The 22,314-nt window shown below is 41.7% G+C and carries 22 protein-coding genes; 5 read left to right on the top strand and 17 right to left on the bottom strand.

All coding sequences use genetic code 11. From position 1 onward, the window contains the following. The first annotated feature begins 12 nt into the window (after positions 1-12). The gene (locus ABR189_RS06830; protein WP_354659715.1) at positions 13-651 is read left to right on the top strand and encodes a response regulator; all 639 of its coding nucleotides are present in this window, start codon (positions 13-15) and stop codon (positions 649-651) included. Positions 652-663: 12 nt separating this feature from the next. Here the strand turns inward: ABR189_RS06830 and ABR189_RS06825 are convergent, their stop codons facing one another. Continuing rightward, complete coding sequence (locus ABR189_RS06825; protein ID WP_354659714.1) at positions 664-1,188, bottom strand: GNAT family N-acetyltransferase; 525 nt, start codon at positions 1,186-1,188, stop codon at positions 664-666. A gap of 124 nt (positions 1,189-1,312) precedes the next feature. On the opposite strand from ABR189_RS06825, the gene ABR189_RS06820 reads away from it, so the two are divergent. Further along, on the top strand, positions 1,313-2,209 hold the full coding sequence (locus tag ABR189_RS06820; RefSeq protein ID WP_354659713.1) for a class I SAM-dependent methyltransferase: 897 nt from the start codon (positions 1,313-1,315) through the stop codon (positions 2,207-2,209). A gap of 334 nt (positions 2,210-2,543) precedes the next feature. Here the strand turns inward: ABR189_RS06820 and ABR189_RS06815 are convergent, their stop codons facing one another. Continuing rightward, entirely contained in the window at positions 2,544-3,059 is a 516-nt protein-coding gene (locus tag ABR189_RS06815; RefSeq protein ID WP_354659712.1) for a DUF4251 domain-containing protein, read from the bottom strand. Positions 3,060-3,323: 264 nt separating this feature from the next. Here ABR189_RS06815 and ABR189_RS06810 point away from each other — a divergent pair, with 264 nt between their 5' ends. Next, a complete protein-coding gene (locus tag ABR189_RS06810) occupies positions 3,324-3,641 on the top strand; it encodes a hypothetical protein (protein WP_354659711.1) in 318 nt (105 codons plus the stop codon). A gap of 5 nt (positions 3,642-3,646) precedes the next feature. Here the strand turns inward: ABR189_RS06810 and ABR189_RS06805 are convergent, their stop codons facing one another. From ABR189_RS06805 to ABR189_RS30080, 7 genes are all read right to left on the bottom strand, one after another. Continuing rightward, a complete protein-coding gene (locus ABR189_RS06805) occupies positions 3,647-6,691 on the bottom strand; it encodes an ATP-binding protein (protein WP_354659710.1) in 3,045 nt (1,014 codons plus the stop codon). Then, positions 6,691-8,553, bottom strand: a complete 1,863-nt coding sequence (locus tag ABR189_RS06800) for a CHAT domain-containing protein (RefSeq protein WP_354659709.1) — start codon at positions 8,551-8,553, stop codon at positions 6,691-6,693. Before ABR189_RS06800 ends, ABR189_RS06805 begins: the two co-directional genes overlap by 1 nt. A 22-nt stretch (positions 8,554-8,575) precedes the next feature. Next, positions 8,576-11,893, bottom strand: coding sequence for a DUF7379 domain-containing protein (locus tag ABR189_RS06795; RefSeq protein ID WP_354659708.1), 3,318 nt, complete (start codon positions 11,891-11,893; stop codon positions 8,576-8,578). 169 nt (positions 11,894-12,062) lie between these two features. Next, complete coding sequence (locus ABR189_RS06790) at positions 12,063-14,942, bottom strand: SGNH/GDSL hydrolase family protein (protein ID WP_354659707.1); 2,880 nt, start codon at positions 14,940-14,942, stop codon at positions 12,063-12,065. A 489-nt stretch (positions 14,943-15,431) separates the two neighbouring features. Then, positions 15,432-15,854, bottom strand: coding sequence for a hypothetical protein (locus ABR189_RS06785; protein WP_354659706.1), 423 nt, complete (start codon positions 15,852-15,854; stop codon positions 15,432-15,434). A gap of 406 nt (positions 15,855-16,260) precedes the next feature. Then, positions 16,261-16,839, bottom strand: coding sequence for a hypothetical protein (locus ABR189_RS06780; RefSeq protein ID WP_354659705.1), 579 nt, complete (start codon positions 16,837-16,839; stop codon positions 16,261-16,263). 139 nt (positions 16,840-16,978) lie between these two features. Further along, a complete protein-coding gene (locus tag ABR189_RS30080) occupies positions 16,979-17,212 on the bottom strand; it encodes a DUF8617 domain-containing protein (RefSeq protein WP_494337652.1) in 234 nt (77 codons plus the stop codon). Positions 17,213-17,589: 377 nt separating this feature from the next. Between ABR189_RS30080 and ABR189_RS06775 the strand changes: the two genes are divergently transcribed. Then, positions 17,590-17,778 (top strand): helix-turn-helix domain-containing protein, encoded by a 189-nt coding sequence (locus ABR189_RS06775; protein ID WP_354661079.1) that lies wholly within the window; start codon positions 17,590-17,592, stop codon positions 17,776-17,778. A gap of 115 nt (positions 17,779-17,893) precedes the next feature. Here ABR189_RS06775 and ABR189_RS06770 read toward each other — a convergent pair whose 3' ends face one another. From ABR189_RS06770 to ABR189_RS06760, 3 genes are all read right to left on the bottom strand, one after another. Then, positions 17,894-18,259, bottom strand: coding sequence for a hypothetical protein (locus ABR189_RS06770; protein ID WP_354659704.1), 366 nt, complete (start codon positions 18,257-18,259; stop codon positions 17,894-17,896). Positions 18,260-18,396: 137 nt separating this feature from the next. Next, a complete protein-coding gene (locus ABR189_RS06765) occupies positions 18,397-18,567 on the bottom strand; it encodes a hypothetical protein (protein ID WP_354659703.1) in 171 nt (56 codons plus the stop codon). Positions 18,568-18,700: 133 nt separating this feature from the next. After that, entirely contained in the window at positions 18,701-19,048 is a 348-nt protein-coding gene (locus ABR189_RS06760) for a hypothetical protein (RefSeq protein WP_354659702.1), read from the bottom strand. Positions 19,049-19,204: 156 nt separating this feature from the next. On the opposite strand from ABR189_RS06760, the gene ABR189_RS06755 reads away from it, so the two are divergent. Then, entirely contained in the window at positions 19,205-19,498 is a 294-nt protein-coding gene (locus ABR189_RS06755; protein ID WP_354659701.1) for a helix-turn-helix domain-containing protein, read from the top strand. A 134-nt stretch (positions 19,499-19,632) separates the two neighbouring features. Here ABR189_RS06755 and ABR189_RS06750 read toward each other — a convergent pair whose 3' ends face one another. The 5 genes from ABR189_RS06750 to ABR189_RS06730 all read right to left on the bottom strand — a co-directional run bounded on the left by ABR189_RS06750 (position 19,633) and on the right by ABR189_RS06730 (position 22,313). After that, positions 19,633-20,217: an SMI1/KNR4 family protein gene (locus tag ABR189_RS06750; RefSeq protein WP_354659700.1), complete on the bottom strand. Its 585-nt coding sequence runs from the start codon at positions 20,215-20,217 to the stop codon at positions 19,633-19,635. A gap of 257 nt (positions 20,218-20,474) precedes the next feature. Next, positions 20,475-20,759 (bottom strand): NucA/NucB deoxyribonuclease domain-containing protein, encoded by a 285-nt coding sequence (locus tag ABR189_RS06745; RefSeq protein ID WP_354659699.1) that lies wholly within the window; start codon positions 20,757-20,759, stop codon positions 20,475-20,477. Positions 20,760-21,075: 316 nt separating this feature from the next. Then, entirely contained in the window at positions 21,076-21,450 is a 375-nt protein-coding gene (locus ABR189_RS06740; RefSeq protein WP_354659698.1) for a hypothetical protein, read from the bottom strand. Further along, positions 21,447-21,818 (bottom strand): hypothetical protein, encoded by a 372-nt coding sequence (locus ABR189_RS06735; RefSeq protein WP_354659697.1) that lies wholly within the window; start codon positions 21,816-21,818, stop codon positions 21,447-21,449. The genes ABR189_RS06740 and ABR189_RS06735 overlap by 4 nt, the downstream gene beginning before the upstream one ends. 123 nt (positions 21,819-21,941) lie before the next feature. Beyond that, positions 21,942-22,313 carry a hypothetical protein gene (locus ABR189_RS06730; RefSeq protein WP_354659696.1) on the bottom strand — a complete coding sequence of 124 codons (372 nt, stop codon included), beginning with the start codon at positions 22,311-22,313 and terminating at the stop codon, positions 21,942-21,944. Position 22,314: the final 1 nt, after the last annotated feature.

The raw sequence follows: 22,314 nt of genomic DNA, 5'->3' as shown, positions 1-22,314 counted from the left end.
CGAACCCGCGCTATGTTTAGAATCTATATTGCTGACGATCATGCCATACTGATTGATGGGCTGCATGCCATATTACGTGAAGAGCCAGATATGCAAATTATTGGTACCGCTGGTGATGGTGTAACCTTATTACAGCAATTACCTGCTGCCCAACCGGATGTATTACTGCTGGACCTGAATATGCCGCGTCTGGACGGGATCAATGCATTACAGCGCATTGGCCAGGAACATCCGGCATTAAAAGTACTTGTGCTCAGTAACTATGACCAACCAGAACTTGTAAAGGAAGTACAGGCACTTGGCGCCAAAGGGTATATCCTGAAAAACAGCCCACGGCATGCTTTATTACAAACGATCCGGCTAATTGCCGCTGGCGGTACTTATTTCCAGTCTTTTCATGCAGATTTCACACCGCCTCCCTCCTCTTTTTTCCTGGATGACTTTATGCGTAAGTATCAGCTTACCCGGCGGGAAGTGGAGATCATACGGCTGGTGTGCAAAGAACATACCAGCAAGGAAATTGCTGACAATCTTTTTATCAGTGAATTTACTGTACAAACGCACCGGCGGAACATTATGCGTAAGCTGGACCTGAAAAATGCCACCAGCCTGATACTGTTTGCGCAGGAACAAGGATTGTATCAGGGCTAACATAACAATCAGCTATTCCGGCCTTGTCATACCAAAGAAGTCATGAGGCAATCCTTCGTATTCAAATGATTCGATGTATTTAAGCCCTGTTTTTTCCAATACACGCCGGGAGCCGGTATTGCCCACTTCCGTCATCCCATAGATAACCGGTAATCCCATCCTGTTAAAACCATAATCCCGTACGGCCCTTGCCGCCTCTGTAGCATATCCCTTTCCCCAGCATGATTTGATCAGCCGGTAGCCCAGGTCGTAATAGTTCACCCGGTTATGAATAGGTGTAGTGATCAGTTTTAGGCCAGCCCATCCGAGAAACAGGTTAGTATCTTTTTCGATCACCGCCCAGCGGCCAATGCCATTGTCAACATACTGGCGGCGGATAAACTGTATCACACTTCTCACCTCCTCCATACTGGTTACCGGCTGATTGCCCAGGTATTTATGTACTTCAGGATCTGCATCCAGGGTAAACATCCCTTTTTCATCTGCGGGAATGATCTCTCTTAGTATAAGTCTTGGCGTAGCTGCAAAAATCTCCATGTCGGGTGATGTCGTGTAGGTATTAAGCAGCAAAAGTAAAGAAAGTTTACCAAGTGGTAAATGTGGAAAATGTATTATATTTAAAAGGAGCGGTGGCTATTAAATGGCGCCTGCTATTCCTCATATGAAAGCTAATACTGCCAGCAGAACTGCACAATATATGGCATTATTCCGGGCGCTGGAACATAGAAGGCCGGCCCATAAACGCTTGTTTACTGACCCTTACGCCATTCACTTCCTCGACCGTAAATTAAAGTTTGTGAGCCGGTTATCCATCATCCCATTTGCCCATCAGCTCATCGCAGGCATTGTTCAACGCAAATTACCCGGCGCACTGGCATCCGGTATTGCCCGTACAAAATATATTGATGACCTGCTGTTACAAACCATGCAACATGGCGTGCAACAGGTGATTATATTGGGAGCAGGCTTTGATACCAGAGGGCTTAGGCTGCCCTTTCTAAAGCAATGGCCGGTTATTGAGATCGATCATCCCAATACGGCAGCACTCAAAACACGTACGCTGAATGCCCTTCCGGGACAGTTACCCGCCAATATCCGCTACCTGCAAACCGACTTCAATACACAAAGCCTGGACGCGCTTTTACAGGAGCACCAGGTAGATATGAATATTCCTACCACAATCATATGGGAAGGGGTGACCAATTACCTGACGCGGGAAGCTATAGACCATACCTTTTCTATGCTGGAAAAGTTCATCCACGGATCTTATGTTATTTTCACCTATATACACAAACAGGTATTGGAACAACCAGACACCTTTTTTGGTGCGGTTAAGTTATTGAAAGACCTCGATGATATTGAAGAACACTGGACCTTTGGATTTGATCCGGAGGAGCTGTCCAACTATCTAAGCAGGTTTAACTACACCCTGCTGGAAGATGCAGGTGCAGCGGAGTACCGGGAAAAATATATACCGGAAAGAGTTGCTCTTTTGAAAGGATATGAATTTTACCGGCTCGCATTTGCCAAAAAGAAAAGCCAGGGAGGAGATGGATAATGGGCTGACTAAATTTTCCTGATGGCACCTTCCCTTTTATCAGGGAAAAACTGATTTAAAAGCATATTGTATATATAATATAAAACCCCGGACAACGCCGGGGTTTTCTGATCACTAACATGTGTAGGTTGTTTAATTCAGTGAGGTTGCATGTTGTTTTACAAACTATTATAATTTCCTATTGCCAATTGCTGAATAGCCTGCTTTACGGTTTCCTTGTTTTTCTTAGACATGGTATCAATTTTTAGTTCATGATAACCTATCCAAAATCTATTCCGGCAGGCGTGCCATTTATTTTTATTAAGAGAACTTTATAATAAAGTTTTGTTAAAGCCTACTTCTTAGTTTCCTTCTTTTCGGTGATATAACCAGAGAAGGAAATAGGCTGGCGGTTAGTACTGATTACCTGTAAGGAGCCATATCCGTTTTCGGAAATAGTCAGCGTCAGCTGCTGCACATCTCTTGCATCTTTAGGACGGATCAACACTTCCCATCCTCCTTTTTTGCGTGGTGTAGCCGTATATTCAAAGTCCTTGGAAGTGAACTGTATGCCTCCCTTGCTGGGATCTATCGGCGCGGAATAAGCCCGGCCAAAATAAGGCAGGTAAGCCACCACTTCTTCTTTAGTTACCTTCAGATCATAGTCCGAAGTGATCTGACGTGTACGACCTGACATCGGAATAACAGTTTGTGCTTTAAATACGTATTCCTGTGCATCTACCATCCCTTTTACCTCCGCTGTTTTTTCAGCGGTAGCTTTCTTCTTTGACTGGGCCTGCATATCAAATGGCACAGCCACCAGCATTAAGCCGGCTAATGTTACGCCTATAATGTTTCTAAGTGTTTTCATGTTAAAAAGTTTACTACATAGGAATATACAATAATTATTCCACAATACGGGGATTCTTACCAGCGCATTCCTTTTAACAACGGGGATCACAGGCAATAATGGCCCTTTTATATCCATGAAATAAATTGTTAAAATTTTAGTGATGTCCAAAGCCTGAAATCATTACAGTGCCGGTAAAACTGTTGTGCATTCCCCTACCATTTGCATATTATTAATTTATTATATAAATTTAAGCACCATAACCATCAAACCACAGCTATCACTATGTACACAACACTCTTAATTTTAACAATTGCATTTTTTGCAGCGCATGTATTTTTGCTATTCACCTCATTTGGAAAAGCAGGATTTCAAAAAACGAAGTACCTGTTTTCTCATATTACGCTCTGGGCCTGTGGCATATTTGCCTACCTCATAGCCTCCCTCTATGCAGGCAAGGGCGTATCAGCAGTAGCAGATGTATTTGACACACCTATGAAACAGGGCTTCCTGATTTTGCTCGTCATTATTCTATCCATCGTAGCACATACTATCGTGAAGTTTTTAGTATTACCGCGTTTTCTGGCGGATAAAGAAAAATAAACGGCTTATTTAAAGTCCAGGTTTAATTTATCCCGTGCTTCTTCTTTAGAAATTTCTCTTTTAATGGGGGATGATTTTTGAGCCAGGAGGTCTTTTACCATTGCTGCATCAAAAACATTGATCAGGCTGGTATTGTTTCTGAAAACGCTTAAAAATTCATCCCTCGCATAAAAGAACTTCTTTCCATCTTTAGCAAATCCAAATATATCATTAGCAGTAAGCTGCAAACCGGCTTTTACCGTCATTGCTTTATCCAGCAATAGTAAGCGGTTACTTTTGGTAAGCACTAATACATTATCCTGCTCGTTGTTATACATCACCTTATCAATACCATCCGGATGCACATAGAAAAGGGGGCTAAAATCTGACAGCCTTCTGCGCCATATCGTATCCCGTATACCAGGTGTATCCAGTGTATCCAACCTGCTTGATCTCGTGACAAAAGCATCATTTTTAAAGCTGACTGCCAACAATTCTTCATCATACAGCTGCCGGCTCTTCCTATGTTCATCCATCCATAACAGATAATACCTGTAGGTATCCCTGTCTATTGCCTCTACCAGCAATCGTTTATCATCAGAGTAGGCATAATTAACAATATTTACCATCGCCAGCAGTGGTAGTTCATTACTTTTTAGTTTTAAGCGGTTATCCCTGCAATACAATACATCACCTGTGGTAGTAAAATCTCCGAAGCTGGCGTTTTCCAGGGAATACAAATATTTACCGGATTCTTCATAAATATCCAGTACATAATTACCCTCTACAATATGCCCGGACATAAATTTCTTGCCATCCTTTGATAAGCTCACCGTCATATCTCCGGGCACTTCTATTTCAGGTGCTCCTGGCCTTATCACCTTAATATGTCCCCGGATGCTATCTTCCGGTCCGGCAGTAATATATGGTACCAGGATATTCCCACCTGCGGTGAATCTTACGCGGTGGGAATCGAACTCGGTATCCCTGGTTTTAACAATCTGTTTTACAGGATATAGAAAACGTCCTTTTGCACCTAATGTAATGACATTACCTTTCCGCTGATTACAGTCGTACAGCATAAACCGGTTAGGCGCATCCGTGAAATAAGCGTTGTTCTTCATCACTTTTTTATCAGCCTGCAAAGAATCCAGTCGTGACAGCAGCAATATATTATCTCCATTAGTGAAATAGGCATAGTTGATCCGGGTAAATTCCCTGACCAGCTTTCCGGTACTATCCAGCAGCATATAGTCGTGTACCGGGTTGCTGGAAGAATCCCTGCTATATTTATCCACCAGGATATACCTTCCATCCGGAGATATTTCCACACTGGAAGCATCCAGGCTTTTATAGGGCAGCACATGCGTGAACAATGCAAACTTTCCCTGGATAGGCTGCGATTGCATTATCTGCAGCATTTGCTGATCCAGCAATGGGGTATCCTGCGGATATACTCTTTTCCGGATATACTCAAATAGGTTGAGCGCATCTACCTGATCAATATCTTTCATAGGATAGGCCGTAAAAAACATGCCTATGTACCTGTTAAACTGGCGGGTAGTTTTTCTTTCTTTGATAAATAGTAGCACCAGCCCAATCAGCAGGGAAACAGATAATCCAATGATCCATTTTCTGGCTGTTTTTTGTTTGGCTACTTTGATTCTTTCTTCTTCCAGTTTTTTAGCTTCCTTTATTTTGTCATTATTCTCCTGCGTCCTCACTTGTGCACTCTGCGTAAAAAAACTGGCTAATACAGGTTCCAGGTTAAGCTTATCTATATATTCATAGTAGGCATCCAGTTCTTTTTGTGTAAGAAATTCGTGGGTATGCCTGAACTCCTCAAACCTGCTGCGGATCTGGTGTTTTATTTCATTGACCCTTCGTTGTTCTGCACTGCGGAGGTTATCGATCAATGCCGCCAGCACATCATGCGCCAGTTCAAAACAGGTACCATCAGACCGGAGTATTTTGCTATTCTCCAGTTCTTTAAGACAACTATGCAGCATGTATACCGGGCTTTGCTGCAGGTATTCAGGAGCGTTATTACCAATCATAATCGTTTCCTGCTGGATGCTGTAGGCAACAGGCAGTTTAGTTCCCTCATCCGTAACAAAAGCATCCAGTACTTTTCCTGTAAAATCTTCCGGCGTATCCGGGAAGGCTGCTTTCAGGGCCTTTTGTATAGTACCTTTTCGTTCTGTCAAAAAGCGCTGCAGCACATCCTTTATCTGGCCAAAGCTTTCTATTTTTTCGGTAGTGAACTTAATATAAGGATGGCCGTTGCCAGTATACCCTCCGGGGTAGGTTTCCCGGAATACTTCCCGCCATAGCTGGTCCAGGTATACCTGCAGGTAGGGCAACGAAATGGTGGATTTTCCGGAAAGTATAGTAATGATCTGTCTGGCGTTGGCAGCAGGATCTTCCAGTTCAATATTAAAAGCCTTGCAGGATTTTTCAATCACCTCTTCCACATCATTTGCCCGCATAGCTTCCACCCGCAGGCGGCGGTCGGAAAAACCGGGGATCACCTGTTCAAAAGGATCCATCCAGGCAAAATATTCTTCCCGCAGGATGAACAACAGGTTACAGAACTGTGTATCTGCACCCAGGAAAATCCGGCGCAGCAGCCGCATGAATTCCTCCTTTTCTTCCTGTTTCCCCAGTATAAGCAATTCTTCAAACTGGTCAAAGATGAGGTATACCGGGCGGAGATAATGTACATTGATCTGTTGCAGTATTTTAATCACCCCTTCATCAGAAAGGTCTGTATATTGAGCGGGAGTGATAGCATTAGAATGCAGGAGGGTATCACGCAAGGCAGTATTGATATCCTTTCCTCTCCGGATGAAGAACGGAATCCAGTCGGTTACCTCCAGCCGGTTGGCCAGCCCGCATTGTACCAGGCTGGTTTTGCCCGTACCAGAAGTACCATATACCAGCACCAGCCGGTTTTTGTTGACATAATGATAAAGGGTTTCTGTTTCCTCTTCCCTGCCGAAAAATATTTCGCTGTCCCCTTTGGCATAGGGGTCCAGGAATTTGAATGGGCTGTTCTGCATTTTTTCCATCACACCTGTTGTGTTTGTTCATTTAAAATGATGGCACGGAAAGCCATGAACTGCAGGCGTACCGCTTCATACCTTTCCTGCTGCTCAGATACTTCGTAAGCCGCCATCACTTTTGTATCATCCGGTACCTTTATGGATATTTCCACATAGTCTTTTGTGCTCTCCGGTTCTTTCACGCTTTTAAATACACACCGCTCATCCGCAAGCCTGCACTGATCAAAAAACATTGGTTTGGAACGGTCTGCTTTACTCTCGAACGCATTGAGGTCTATTACAAAAGGAGAAAGGTTAAGGAATTCCAGTTTATCCCCCCGGTATTGCCTTTTTCCGGCATTAAACACCTGTAGTTTCTGTTTCGTAAGCACTACCCCGCTATTATCGAGGTAATCAGACAACAGGTAATAATTGATATCGTTATTGCTGATGGCGTTCATCAATTTTACTACCTGATGATTAAACTCTGCCGGCGTATGACGGTATTTGCGGATATGGATCTCCTGAATACTGGTGAGCGTATACCGGTGCAGAAATCCCAGCTTCCGGAAGAAGCGCGCCAACATATTTTCCGCATTGATGCAAAGCTCCGGCACTGAAGGAGCAAATACCTTTTTGTTCACCGTATATTTACGGATGTAATAGAGAAAATCACAGGCGGTACCAAAATCATGCACTGCCGCCACATCCTCCCGGAGCCCTTCCAGCTCTTCCACAAAGAAAGTGACCTCTTTCCCAAGCGTATCAAAGTAGGTACGGATCTGTCGTATAAAACTCACATAATCAAATAATGCCCGGTCTTTAGCGGTGAGATAGAAATAATCTTTGAGCAGGGCGATCATTGCTTCGGGCAGCTCTTTTACTTTTCCGATCATTTTCAGGTCCCATAGCTGTGCCACCATGATAAATCCCATGAACTCCATGGTAACATGAAACACACGGCCTATTTGTTCCAGGCGGCGCAGGCCCATCTGATCAAAGCCATCTGCCCCCTGCTCTGCAGAAAAGAGTTTTTGCAGATGCACCGCAACAGGATATGGCAGCGCCGCCAGAAAAGCCTGCTGGCGTACGTTGTCTGCCACAATATCCACCTCTGCCTGTGCCTTTAATTGCAGCACCAAAGGGTTTCCTGCCTCTGCCACCGCATCAAAGATCGTTGCAGTCAACAGTTTGTTGGGTTTATAATTTGCCGGCGGAGGGCCGCTCACTGCCACAAAAGGATTACTATCTACCATTTCATCCAGCTTATAGAATAAGCCCCATAGTGGCTTATCCTTATCGGCCTCCGCAAAAGCCCCGATATCCCTTTTAGATGTATCAGCCAGCCCCAGGTCTGTTGTAGTAGCCACCTGTGCCGCTGCCAATGCATCAAAGAAAGCGTCACGTATAGTCATGCCTTTACTCGCCAAATTAGTATAAAAGCGAGTAGAAAAAATGCGGGCACTGGTATCTCCAACAGCAGTATTAGTAGCAATTACCGCAGGGATCCCCAGGTCCAGCAGTGTTTTCACCTGCCCTACAGTAGAGCAGCCATTCATCACTACTAGCTTCAGGGCACCATTGCTAACACGCTGGCTAAGCTGATACGCGATACCCTTCGCATTGGCCACCCCATCATTGAGCAGGAGCAACTGCTGTCCTGCATGACCACTGTAATGGAAGATGGCCAGTTCATCGGTATTATCTTCCAGGAAATGGTTCACATTATCGATGGTAGCAAATTGCTCACGGAAAACAGTATACCGTTGTTGTCCATTCTGTCCGGCTTTGTTATTGTCCAGGGTGGCATATACGGTCTCATCCTCTTTTGTCAGGTCTTCCAGTGGATGTTCGCGGTTGTTGGCAAATGCTATATAGACTACTTTCATACATTATTTTTCGTATCAGGAATCACCGGGGCGTACCATTGCTGAGAATATCGTAAAGCACCTTTTTGCTGTCGGTGTCAATAAAATAGTTCATGTGATGACAAGCTACTTCGTGTGATACCACCGCAGGGTTACGTCCTTCCGGAACAGCATAGACGCTGGTTTGACTTACGGCAATATCATTTGGTTCATTACCGTAAGACAGGCGTGCCCCCAGTTTGTACATTTTGTCCATCAGGTTTTGTTGTTCGATATTTTTTTGCAGGTAGTCTGCCACATTTCCTGCAATGAGGTAATAAGGAATACCCGGGTCGGCACTTTTGGCCAGGTTTTTCAGGAAGACACTCTTTTCCATATCCATTTCTTCCAGTGTAGGCGTGATCCATTTGGTATTGCGTAAAATCCCCAGCAGCACCGCTATCGCCATCTTCCCTATAGGTGCATTCAATCCCAGTGACAGCAGCATCACGGCCACATCGCGGTAGGCGGTTACCCTGGCAATAGCAGCGCCGGCACTGGGAGTACCCAGGAGAATCACCCGTTTTACAAAAGCTCTCCCGCTAAGGTGTTCTACCAGGTAGCGGGTAACCAGTCCTCCCATAGAATGGGCTACGATCGTAATTTTCTTGTTCCCGTTTATAGTAATACCAGCCTCCCGGAGTTTATCCAACAGGAGGCCTGCCGTATCCTCTATCGAAGTATTAAGATTTTCATAGTCAAACGTCATCACAAGGCTTTTACCATTTGCCCCATATGCTTCCCGCAGGGACTCGGCCATCTCTTTGGTATCACCAATGATACCGTGGATCATCAGTACAATATCTTCTGCAGCCTGCACTTTTCCTTTTAGGCCGGATTCCATTCTTTCTACCTCCGCCTTACTATAATCCACCCAGCGTAAGTATTGCAGGTCTTTTCTTTTAAACACCAGTTTCAGGAAACACAGTTTCAATGCTTTACCCAGGCTTTTCCTACGCAGGTCCTGCATATCGGGAATATGGGTAATATCTACCCTCACTTTCCCATTATCCATCGGCGTCACCTCGCCTACCGGCAAAAAGTGTACACCATCAAAAGTAACCGGCAATAAGTATTCCTCTGCTTCCCCGTTGGTAACCAGGTTGGCAGCGATCTCCAATTGCAGCGGATGAGCCGTCAACGTTTCCGTATTCCGTATATCAGTAAGCGTGAGCATGTTTGGAGTAGCGGTACCCCGGGAGGCTGTTCCCAGGGGAAGTATTTCCATATCATAATTATTAGCCAGGTCTATAATCGCCACCATATCTTCTATATTCCGGGAAGTGTTGGCCACTGCTGATAGTTCCAGTCCGGCAGTAAGCGCAGGATGCCCCAGTACTGTAATGCCTGCTTCCGGTAAAGACACATTGCCGGGTCCTACTTCTGCCAGGCGGGCCACACATTTGATCCGCATGGTATTAGTCCGCCAGTCAGTCTGACGGATTACAGCATTTCCTGTACCCGCAGATAAGCCCATAATATCCCTGCTTGCCGCTGTAGCCGGTAATTCCTTAGCACCTCTTTTGGTCCAGTAAGACACTGTTTCTCCCGGAACAAAGCCTTTTATTTCCAGCAGATGCGCATCGATCTTTTGGGTGCTGATGAATAGTTTCAGGATATCGGTAGCTTCCGGCTTACCATTCAGTTTAAAATCAAAGCGGTTACCATTTGCATCCCTGTCCATGGCCCATATTGTTTTTTGTGCAGGTACTTCTTCATTAAAGCCGGCAGGCATAAAACCATAACTGCCGGAAGCATAAAACAGGGCACAGTGATAAGACCAGGAAGGGTGATTATTCCTTACCTCTATCCGGAAAGGTACTGGCTGCTCTTTTCCTCCTGACACCAGCACTTCTACGATCACCTCAGCAGCAGCAGTTTTACGCACTACTTCCCCCTCTGCATCCAGTTCGGCCAGGATTAATTGCACCTCCTCTGCCTTTATGCCTGTAGCCTCATTCTCCAGCTGTAATGTTTTTTCCCAGCGCCCAATGGTTTCCAGTTTCTCAAAAGCATCCTGCAGCATGGGGTCCAGATTGTCGCCTTCCAGGGTTCTTACCACAAAACCATCTGCGTTTCTGATGATCCTGATTTCATCCCTTTTCACCTCCAGCGTATAAGGCGCCTGGGTGATATTCTCCTGCAGACTGAAATATACCGGCTGGAAAGTCTGCAGTGCTTTTTCCACCAGGTCTTTTTGCTCAGGTTTTGCCGTCTTTAGCGCATATCCTTGTGGTAATACTGATATGCTGATAGCCCGGCATTCGTATTGCATGAGCGGGTTAGCGTTAAAATCGGGCGCAACGATACTTTCATCCAGGCCTACAGACTGTGTTTGTGCATGCCCCAGCATGTTGCCGTCCTGCCACACTTCAAATACAGATACTTTATCAGGACTGGCAGGCAATCCATTTATTGCCCCTGCAGTAATCTTCCATTGCCCATCCAGGTTATACAATTTATACCCTGGCGTCGCAACGCCTCCTCCCAATTTCAGAAAGCCCTCACAGCCATTAAAGAACCCATATGTTTCGAATTGGGGGTGCTGCTGATCGGATACTTTCGCCATTTCCAGTCGGCAAGCGGTGTAGAGATCAGCATAAGCGATCTTCCCTTGTGATTCCTGCAATACTTTCAGGAGATAATGAGAAAAAGCACCACCGGGTGTTCCTGACAGCTCGTAGGCTTTTTCCTTACGGTCGCATGCCGACAGCAGGATATGCCTGCTGGCAGGCAGATAAAACCCTTCTCCCCCGGGGAATCTCGCCTCGAAATACCCCTGCAGATAATCCTTATAGGTACGTGGCAAGCTTCTGCTGGTGGTATGTCTGGCACTACCCAGCTGCACATCTGGCGCAAAACGGGTAGCAGAACCAGAATGACAGGAGTCCAGTATCACTACTACATGAGCACCGGTTTTAGCGACCTGTTCAATAAGCACCGCCATTTCCTTATCCGCCAGATCATTATGCCCCGGCAGGCGGCTATCGTAACACACCAGTGTTTCCAACATCCCCTCCGGGAAATAGCGGGTCAGCTCCGATGCTGCCGGTTCGCGGGAACCATGTCCGCTGAACACAAACAATACTGTATCCTCCTTACCTGCCTTTAGCAGATGATCTGCACCAAAACCGCCCACGATCTGATCATAGGTAGCCTGTTCATCCAGGAATACTTTTATCTCCCGTTGCTGCGCCGGAAATACCTGTTCCAGGAATTGCTGCAAATGCAGTACATCATTGTGGCAGCCTTGTAATGATGGTACACGGGATTGAGGATGGTATTGATTGATACCAGCCAGGAGTGCATATAGCTTACTCATATGGGAAATGATTGGGGGTCAAGAAAAAGCATTTGGGGTCTGTCAATTGCCGGGCAGACATAGTAAGTTAAGCATTTTTTTGCTTATAGGGAAGAGTTGGGGTAATATAGGCAGTGATAAAAAAGGACTGGCCAAAAGTGTTGGCCAGTCCCCCTCTTCGTTTTTTCTATTAGTTTTCTATCAGCACCAGGGCATTTATGAAGGACGTATTTCCTTTACTGGTGCCTTCCGGTGCCACTACCGCAATACGTATTTTGCCGTTTGCATCCGGGGTAACATTGGTTACCACAGTTTCATTCGTTGCATTATTGATAGCATTCTGTGATAATTCTGCTCCACCATTCACACGCCAGCAACCATACTTTACGTCTGCCTCCGGATCTCCGGTTCTCGATGCATATAACTTGAGTGTATAAGTTTTAGCGGGATTAAGTCCTGATAACTGTAGATTTTCATTACCGGCAACATACCGCTGACTATAATTAAACCAGAAACTTTTCAGGGCAATATCCGGAATGATCCCACTATTATTATCCGTACTAAACCCATCAGTATCGGACGCATTATTCCCCCCAACCGGGCTCCAATAAGTTAAAGAGCCATTTACATTATCCACTGTCCAATTAGTTACCGGATCAGTAGCGGAAATGAACACGTCTTTTACCGCTCCCCATACATTGAACCATCCAGGAATAGGCATTGCCGCCGTTTTGGAAAAGTTAACCCTTAATGTTTTCTTTCCGCCATTATCAGGGAATACATCTACCCTGGCCTCGTTGCTGTAGAATTTTCCATCCGTAGTACCCACCGTTAACTTAAACCGGAAAGTGCCATTTGTGAGACCGCTGATATTGGTAGCATTATCAAATGGATTGGCTATTACTGCAGTATTAGGACCTGATAACTGTTTCCATTCATATTCACTCACAGTAGCCCCATTTGTAACTACCAGGCCAGTCAGCCGCATGGTACTCAGGGTGGTAGTAGTATCCCTCAGCAATACTTTTGGTATTATTGGCAAAGTACCTACAATACCAATATCCATCAGGCTGAGATGCGCAAAAGTACTTCCTGCGCCTACCCGCATATTAATATCTATCGAATCTACACCAGTAAATCCATCCAGGTTGATAGCATTATTATAGTTTGGAGACTGCCCGGAAAGCAAACGGGTATCTACTCTTTTTGAGGCAGTCCATGGTTCAGTCCCCAATTTAGCCTCCAGTATTCTCGCTGACGCATCAATCCTGGCCCCCCATAATTTAATGTAATAAGTATTGGTCTTTGATAGCCCTTTTAACCTGACAATAATTCCATTAGGGTTAATGGAAGTATTCAGGAACATATTATCATACAACGCCTCCATTGGATAATCCTCTACCCCTACGGTGGGGCCATTGAAGTTCATTGATTTTGTAATTGCGTTACCATATGTTCCCTGTGGCAATCCTATCAGCTCCATACCAATTGCGGTAGGATTACCTACCGTTGTTCTTAAACCATTAATAGCAGCCCCACTTACGAAACCGGCCTGCGTTCCATCACCAATCCAGTTATTCCAATATTTACCCTGTGCATCGGGAGAAGGGGTTAGTTTTCCATCTTTAGTTGTATTATTACCATTTAATGTTATCACTCCATCCCCTCCCAAATCAACCAGCAGCCTATGATCAAATATCAAAGGAGGAGGGGGAATCACATATTCTTTTAATTTAGCAATATTGGAGAAGTCGGCATAGGTATCATTTACATATTCCGGTCTTACCCTAAAATACAGTTCTTTCTTACTTGGACGGATATAAGTTTTTTTAACCGTATTCTGATCGAACACTTCATCAAATTGTGCCCAGTTAACCTGGTTATTAGAAGTATCAATAACATACCTCCGCACCCCTTTAATCGGCTTAAAGTATTCCTGCATACGCTCTGCCAGGCTATTGGCCATAAATTGAACGCCTGCCGCATTCAGGTGTACCCCATCTCCAATACCATATTCTGTTTTTATTACCGCATCTGTAGTAGCAAAAGAATCCACGACTTTAGCAAAAGCCTCTACGTAGCGGTCAGGCCATAGCGTGCGGATACTATCTGCCATTCTTTTCAGCAATGTTTGTTTAGCCGCACTCAATCCTGACCTGGGTTGCGTAGTGGCCCAAAATATTGGAATCCCCTGATTCTTAGCCAGACTATCAATCTTTTTGTAGTAAGCCACACTCTGTTCTACTGTAAAATCTGAAGCGGCATCATTAGACGCCAGAGAAACGAAAATAAAATCAGGATGCGCGTTAAGTGCCGTATCGATATTATGCCCTACCACACCTCCATCGGCCGTTTGTGATAAATCCCGGCTTGTTTGCCCAAATACAGCCAGGTTTGTCCAGGAGGGCTCATCCGTATTCGCACTCAGCCAGGCAAATATTTTTTCGCCCAGCTTATTAGGCGAGTCTATCCCATACCCAAACAAGGTAGAAGCCCCCAGACCATATACATTAGGTTTCAGATAGAGCGTTTTAGCATTGGTAGCCCATCGTAATGTGAAGGTATTATCGCCGTTGTCAAAGACGGTTACTCCTAGTTTCCCTACCCCTTTAGTGGCACCATCATCAATCGAAGCTCCGTTTAAAGAAAAGTCAATCCCCGAAAATGCTTCTATATAAATCCTGTCATTAGCACTTAATGCAGGACGAAAAACCACCTTCCCACTATCCGTATTCACCCCTACTCCATCTGTGTTATCCTGGTACTGCAACAAACCATTCCGCCACACCTTGATGGTATGATTGGCCAGGTCCGTGTTTTTGTATACCGAATCGCCCGCATTCGGAAAATTGGGGCTGCCCACTTTAAATTGTACACTTCTACCCAGCTTCCTGAAGATCGTTTTACCGTTATCAATGTTAAACAGATAGCCCGCAATATTTTTGGTAGAATTCTGGACAACCAGTTCGGCTTTAGCCACCTTAACGGTATCGCTGCTTAAACGTAATGCAGACTGGGACATGGCAGTATTACTCCATACCAGTAAAAGGATAAATAGCAATTTTTGCATACATAGGGATTATTAAAACACTAGTTAGATGATGCTACATCATACATGACTAAAAATGGCACTCTCAAAAGCTAATACACTATAACAAACCGGGTGAACGGCTAACAATATATTCCTCAACTAATATACTAATTAAATTTATTCATTTTTTATAAAAAAGAAAAGTTGGGTTATTATAGCGGGTATTCAAATTACGCAAAGTCCAAAGGGGTGACTGCAAAAGGGGCAGATTGACAGAATTGATACTGATCGGGTGATATAAAGAGAAGGGGCACAACCGCTAGTAGAAGCGCTTGTTCCCATAGATTATTTGCTTAATGGTAGCACTGCTGCGTGTAATAGTGGCATTAATCAGGAATGTTAAAACTAAGCAGGCGTATAATTAAACGAAACAACATTCGTCTCCCTAACAATGGCTAGGGATTGCTATTTATAACATCTTAACATTAATTAAATCTCATAAGGATAATATTATTAACTTCTCTTATCTTATCCTTCCTGTTGCTGATTCAATAATATCTTCAAATCATCTTTCCATTTCTTATAGTAGTTATTTTGTTCTTGAATCGTCCCAATATTGCATTCAGTAAAGTCAAGAAGATTCAATATAATTGACGGAGTTTTGCCCGCTTCAAGAAGATAAGTACGAACCCCATTTGACGTATCTCTAAGTTGTCTTGATGGATAGGTATCTATTCTTGAGCCATTACAAAGAATAAAAATACCATCACCTTCTAGTCTTTTTCTACACAACTGTAAACACTCGTAGAGATCAGTACCAGAATATAAAAGTGGCTCCCTATCCCAAATCAGCTTTATATTAAAATCTTGATTTGCCCAACATTCTAAATCTGCATTCAATAATTTACCAGAAGTTTTATCAATCAATTTCAATTCAAATGACTGTTGCATATCTAAAATATTAATTATCAGGCTTATAATTTGGATTTAAAATCAGCATTTTCTCAATCTCTCCTTTTTCTCCTACTTTAACAGCTCTCAAGATCAACGGCATCTATCAGCCTATTACTTGGAAACCGATAAGGTGTTAAATCAGGATATTCCTTTGTAATTGGGCCTACACTTACTTTCGGATCATAGATCCGCATCCCATAATCCTGCTGAATACCATCACCCCTCACCTCATTATCATTCTCCTTTCCGTTGAACCCATAGCGATATCCTTTCTCCCTTGTACTCTATTAGCAGTCTATCCGTTATCCCATTTAAATTCAACTTGTATATTCAAAAACATACAAGTCAAAATTAATCGGTAGATATATGGTGAGTATAATCCTCCATCTTTACGATTCTATACTTACTTATCAATTCCTTTAAGGCTAATAAGATTTAGTTCTTCTTCAATATCAATTTTGTTTGTCCAATTTTGTTCATCATCTGAACTATTTACTACATGTAATTGAATGCTCTCTCTTCCAGCCTTTAAAGTAAGATATTCAAAAATGGGAAAATTACCAACCTCCCAAGCCTTCTTGTATCCAACAAACCCGAAATTTACTAACAGTCCATCTAAAGAATAATAAATATTGTTAAATAAATCCTCGATAGTCAATCTTCTGTTTACTAATTCAACTTTATAATCTGAATTTGAAGGAGACAATTCATGAATTTTAATCTCAACATCAGAGCTTACGGAATCAACACTTATACTCCATGTGTAATTAATAAAATCATCCTCCCATAAAACTTTTGCCGTATAAGGAAAGTACTCCCTTTCATTATTTCTCACTACTTCATATAAATGAAAGAACTTATTTAATAATTCCTGGAATCTATCCCCGTATGATGAACTATGCCCAATTTTCACTTTCGTTTCGTTAACAGAGAACTCCGCAACAATATACCCTGGTGTTTCTATTGTAAATACTATGTCCATTTGATTACTTTTTAATATTTTCGATAACGTCGAGATTTTTTCTTTGGAAGGCCCCCACCCTCCAATTACTTGACCTCATAGTACAGTTCCTTGATTATGTTTCACTACAAATAATACTACATCTTCATTTTCATCCAGCTTAATCTTCTGGCTTGTAACAGGTGGGAGCTTGATCATAACCATTCCAGAAAAACCAAAGCCTACCACATCGATTACATTTCAACATTCCTTTCATTTGCATATATAATGCTTCTGAATCTACTCCCACGGTAAATTTGTCATACTCAACATCTGAAATAAATAACCACTCATTGGGATTAGGGATTTCTCCCATAGAAATTACATTATCACATTTACAAATTAACCTAGGCATTGCTATTTTTGGGCATTACTACTATATCCTTAATATTTTGAGCTTCAGCTCCTTATACTCTTTTCAAAACATCATCTAATTACTCTTTTGTTATAATTGCTTTTAACAAATCTAAAACTATTCCTGTTGTTTGGCTGTTCTTCTTTGCTAATCCAGAAATAATTCTGTTTGGATCGAAGTTTCTGAAGTATAAAACATCATAATTTATTCCATTGACCGATGAATCAGAAATTCCTCCTTGAGTTCGAGTTGCCCTTGGCATATGCGATACCACACCATCTCCCAATCCTTTCAGATATGAACACAGATAAAATCATTGCAGACTTAAGGGATAATCACAAACGGATCTCGCCGATAAAAGCGTAGTGTCCAAAGTGATGATTGGAAAGTATGAACATGGGGAAGCGGTACCTTCCATTGATGTTGCTAAAAAAATAGCAGATGCCCTGGAAGTTAGCCTGCATTATTTAGTGGGGGAAGGTATGAACACCAATTTTGATAAAAAGACCCTTAAAAAACTGGAAGACCAAAGAAGAAAAGAAAGAAGTACTCTACGATTTAATTGACACCTATAACCGCGATGCTAAAGCCAGGAAGACTTATGCTAAATAAAAAAGCGCAGCTTTTAGGGTTATGCTTTTAAACTTAGTTTGATCTTGACACCAGTAATTTGCCAAAATACTATCCACTTACATCTGTAGATAATATTATTTCTACTTCGCTACAAGAAATTATTAATTCCACTTTACCCATTTCAACTTCTGTTATAAAAATAATCTGACGATAATCATCCGGATTCAGTCCCTTCTCCCTACATAAATATTGGTTTTTAAATCCCAGCAAACCAACATCACAATACGATACCTGCTTTCCAATAAAACCAGTATCCTCAAAAGACAATACACCGTTAAAAACAATTCGTACACTAGCTATATCATCATCCTTTTTCTTAAGCAACAAAACAAGGATATTATTCTTCAATTCCAATTTTGAAGAATAATATCCTTTATACTGTTTCAAATCAAGTAATACATTACTGGTATTCATTTGCTAATCCTTTATAAGTTTTAAACCTAAATCCTTAGCGGATTTCTCTTTTCCTGCTTGGTGAAAAATTGTACTATTAAAAAGTTCCTTATCTCTCAATGCTTGTGACAATTCCCATTCTGTAATTTTTCCCATATCTACTGCCTCATCATATTTTCAAACCCTTTCTTAGCCAAATCAAAAGCAACGTCAGTTACATCAAATGCGATTTTCTTCCCTTCTTTAACTGTAGAATACATTGCTTGCATTAATTTATTTGATTGGCTAAATACTTTAGGCATTCCTAATCCCAAACCTTCCTTAAACATATGAAATGCATCATCAGTGGCGGATGCATATTTTTGAAGAATATACGATTTTCCTAATAATAATTTTCCGCCTCTGATAACATCATCTACCCCCCTGGATAATCCGTATTAGGTGAGGGGTCAATAAATGATGCTACCGCCCAACTGCACCAACAACCGCCTGCTGATTGACCGGATTAGATGCCCATAATCCAAGTCTTGTCAATCCTGTTCCGACTACTGTTGCGCCAGAAGAGGATAAAGCAAGTACTGAAACTGGACCTACTGAAACAATAGCAGCAGGTGCTAATATCCATTCCTTCCCATCTCTTTTGGAAAGTCTATTTCGAATATCTTCACTCCTTTCTGCACTAGGAGGCCCCCAACCTGCCTGAATCACATCTTTCATTTCTCCACCATCAAGATCAACTGCTCTTATTGGGGTATTACTTGCAAACTGGTAAGGTGTTAATTCTGGATAATCTTTATAAAGCATATCCATACTTAAGAACCTGCCTATACGTGCGATAACTACCCCCGCCCAAGCTATATTACCTGCCCACTATTAGCAAGCCTAAACGGTGAGGTTTCCTCAAAGAACTACACTAAAGGTATGCTTTGTCACGTACTAATTACAGCATTATATATTCTTTCAGATATGAACACAAGCAAAATCATCGCAGACTTAAGGGATAAAAAAGGATGGTCACAAACGGATCTCGCCGATAAAAGGGAAGTATCCAGGGTGATGATTGGAAAGTATGAACGTGGGGAAGCGGTACCTTCCATTGATGCCGCTAAAAAAATAGCGGATGCCCTGGAAGTAAGCCTTGATTATTTAGTGGGGGTAGGTATGAACGCCAAGTTTGATAAAAAGACCCTTAAAAGACTGGAAGACCTGGAGCTACTGGAAGAAGAGAAGAAGAGAAGAAAAAAGTACTTTATGATTTAATTGATACCTATATCCGGGACGCTAAAGCCAGGAAGGCATATGCTAAATAAAAAAACGATTATCATTATCTAATCTTTTATAATAACAAAACCCCAGCCGATGGCTGGGGTTTTGTTGTTTTAGTTTCCTAGTAATTATTTCCTCCAAAAATCCGATCTTGGATTAGTTTTTGAAGATATTTCCCCTTCAAGATCAAAATCTATTTCCAATTCCTTATTCATTTTATCATACTTATATATACCATCTCTGAAGCATGCCAAGATTGTAGTAAAAACACTTTCTATGGAATCATAAATTGTTTGTGGCACCGGAGTCAATAACACCGTTGGAGCAAATAGTAGCAACATACCAAAAGTGCTACTATCACGATTAGTATCATAAAGAATATAATCTCCGCTATTATTTGAAAAAATAGGAAAATATTCATTTTTCCATAATTTAATACTTACATGCGTATCATAGTGGATCAATGCTCTTTCTAAAGGCAACATTTGACCATTAGAAAAAAAATTACCCCTGCTGACTGGTGTTTCTCCATTATAATTAATCCCATTATGCCATTGATAAAGTTCTATAAGTTTATTATTTACTATTCCTATATCGTTTAAGGAACTACTTATCTTAGAATAGCTAATTCCAGGTTGGAGAAGATTATAAACATCATTCAGATTATGCTTAAGGCATTCTTCAAAGTCGAATAATATTTCTTTAAAAACCATATATCTTTTTTAACAATTATAGTTATAACAAATTTAAAAAGCCGGTACAGGAGCTACAACTGGCGAGGGAACTGGTGGTGGAAGATTCACCTTTTTGCCAAACAGTCTCTCTATTGTCCTCTCTAGTAGCATTTCTACAGACTGCCCTGGGTACCCCATATAAGGCTTCCGCCTAAACTCTGGATTTACAAAAGGTTTAATCAATGGAATGGGGCTGGGTTGGCTTTTTTTTATCATTATCTGGTATTAGAATAATATCAAACTGATCTCCTTCTTTCATCTTCGCCACTAAATGTACCTAGATACGCGCTATGTTGCCTATTTTCACTTATCCTAACGATATTTGTACCAGCATTTGCTCCGCCCTGTAAAGTTGAGGCATAAGGAAACTCATCTATATCAAATTGCATAGGGTCAGGATTAACTACATTTTTTGTCGCTTGGTATCTCCTCTTTCTTGCATTTGATTTACTTGGATCATAATCTAGGAGAATTCGTCCATTATTTCCTCTTAGACCAGGATTCTTTGCTAATCCCTTCATATGAGTCTGATATACATTAGGCCACTTTTTCTGGGATATTATAACAGGTACAACTGTATCTCCTAATGGATCATTATACCAGATCGGGTTATTACTAAATGCTGAATATTCACTTATCCCAACTGTTGGTTTCGGATCTAAGTTCCATCTCCTCCCTGACCTTGTATCATATTCCCAGAACTGTGCTGTATTATGATTTCCTTCTCCTTTTATCTCATCAGATTTCTCTTGCCCATTAAACCCAAACCGATGGTTGGGGTTTGTTATTTACATGCAGTTACATTTTACTAAATAAGCAAGATCTTTTCTGCCCCCATTACAACTGAAAATTATTTGATTTATTCTTAAAAATATCTTCAAAATAGAAAACCCTATTGTTCTGAATTTTTTCTAAAAAAATCAAGCTTAATGAAGGCCCGACTAATTTAACATTAAGGGATGCCCGATCAATCATTGCAAGCTTAAATCCTAAATTGAATAAGCGGTTATTATATGCAGGGATATAAATATAATCCTCATCACATATAAAAGGGCCCCCAAACCTATAGCCGGCAATCTGTTTACCATTAATAAATAAATCCCCAACTACCGGGCCTCCTTGACCAATCTCTAATAAATTATCAAACGATAATAAATCATTACCACATTGCTGCTTTATATCAAAATTTATTGGATCTTCATAATGTTTCATCTTACAATAGTTGTTGTTTGGTTTATAATAGCCTTTGAATCAACCATAAACTGCAAAGACCCTCCCACAAAAAAACCTCCAGGTTGAGGCCCGACAATCCCAAATTTCATTGGGGTTCCTTTAGGTATAACTCCTTTTGTATAAACACTTAGAGGATTCCACTCTGGCTTAATTGCTACAAATGTTCTATTTGCAAATTCACTTGGCCCAAGCCTCAACCCCCAATAATCCAGCCTACCTGTACTCATATTGCCAAATCTTTGAACTCCGATATTGAAAGGTGATTTAATAGTAAATCCTTTAAACAAAAATCCATCCGTAGTTGTAACATTTCTAGCAAAAGCATTATAGGCTGCTCCTAAATCCATGGCCTTTGTAAGGAGAACCGCTTCTGTAGCTTTGACTGCTCCAAAACCAACATCGTGCCCTAATTCATTTCGTTTATAAATAGCAAACCCCAGCCGATGGCTGGGGTTTGCTATTTATAATACTTAAGCAAAAAGCAGATAACTATCTGATTGGGTCCAGCCATTTAGCACTGGCAATTGTTGAACCTCTTTGGGTATAATTCCTTCAATAAATTCAAATTTACAAACAGTCTTCCATCCATGAGGAATTTCATCTAATGGAAGAAAAAACTGTTGTGTTACATTCTTCAAAACTACTCTGCAATTAATACCTTCGCTATCTTCATCTGTTTTTATGTGTGTAAAACAATGTCCAATAGGAATATCAAAGTCCGAATAAGTGCAAAAAAGAATTAATTCATTTTTCTTTAAGTTCTCGCTATCTAATGCTTTAAAAAAATTAACCTTTAGATCTTCACTAATGTTTCCAATAACCTTTATCCACAGCCTTTCCATA

This window comes from Chitinophaga sp. H8 (assembly GCF_040567655.1).
GTDB lineage: Bacteria > Bacteroidota > Bacteroidia > Chitinophagales > Chitinophagaceae > Chitinophaga > Chitinophaga defluvii.
Note: the sequence above shows the minus strand (reverse complement) of the source record. Positions and strands in the feature narration are given on the sequence as shown.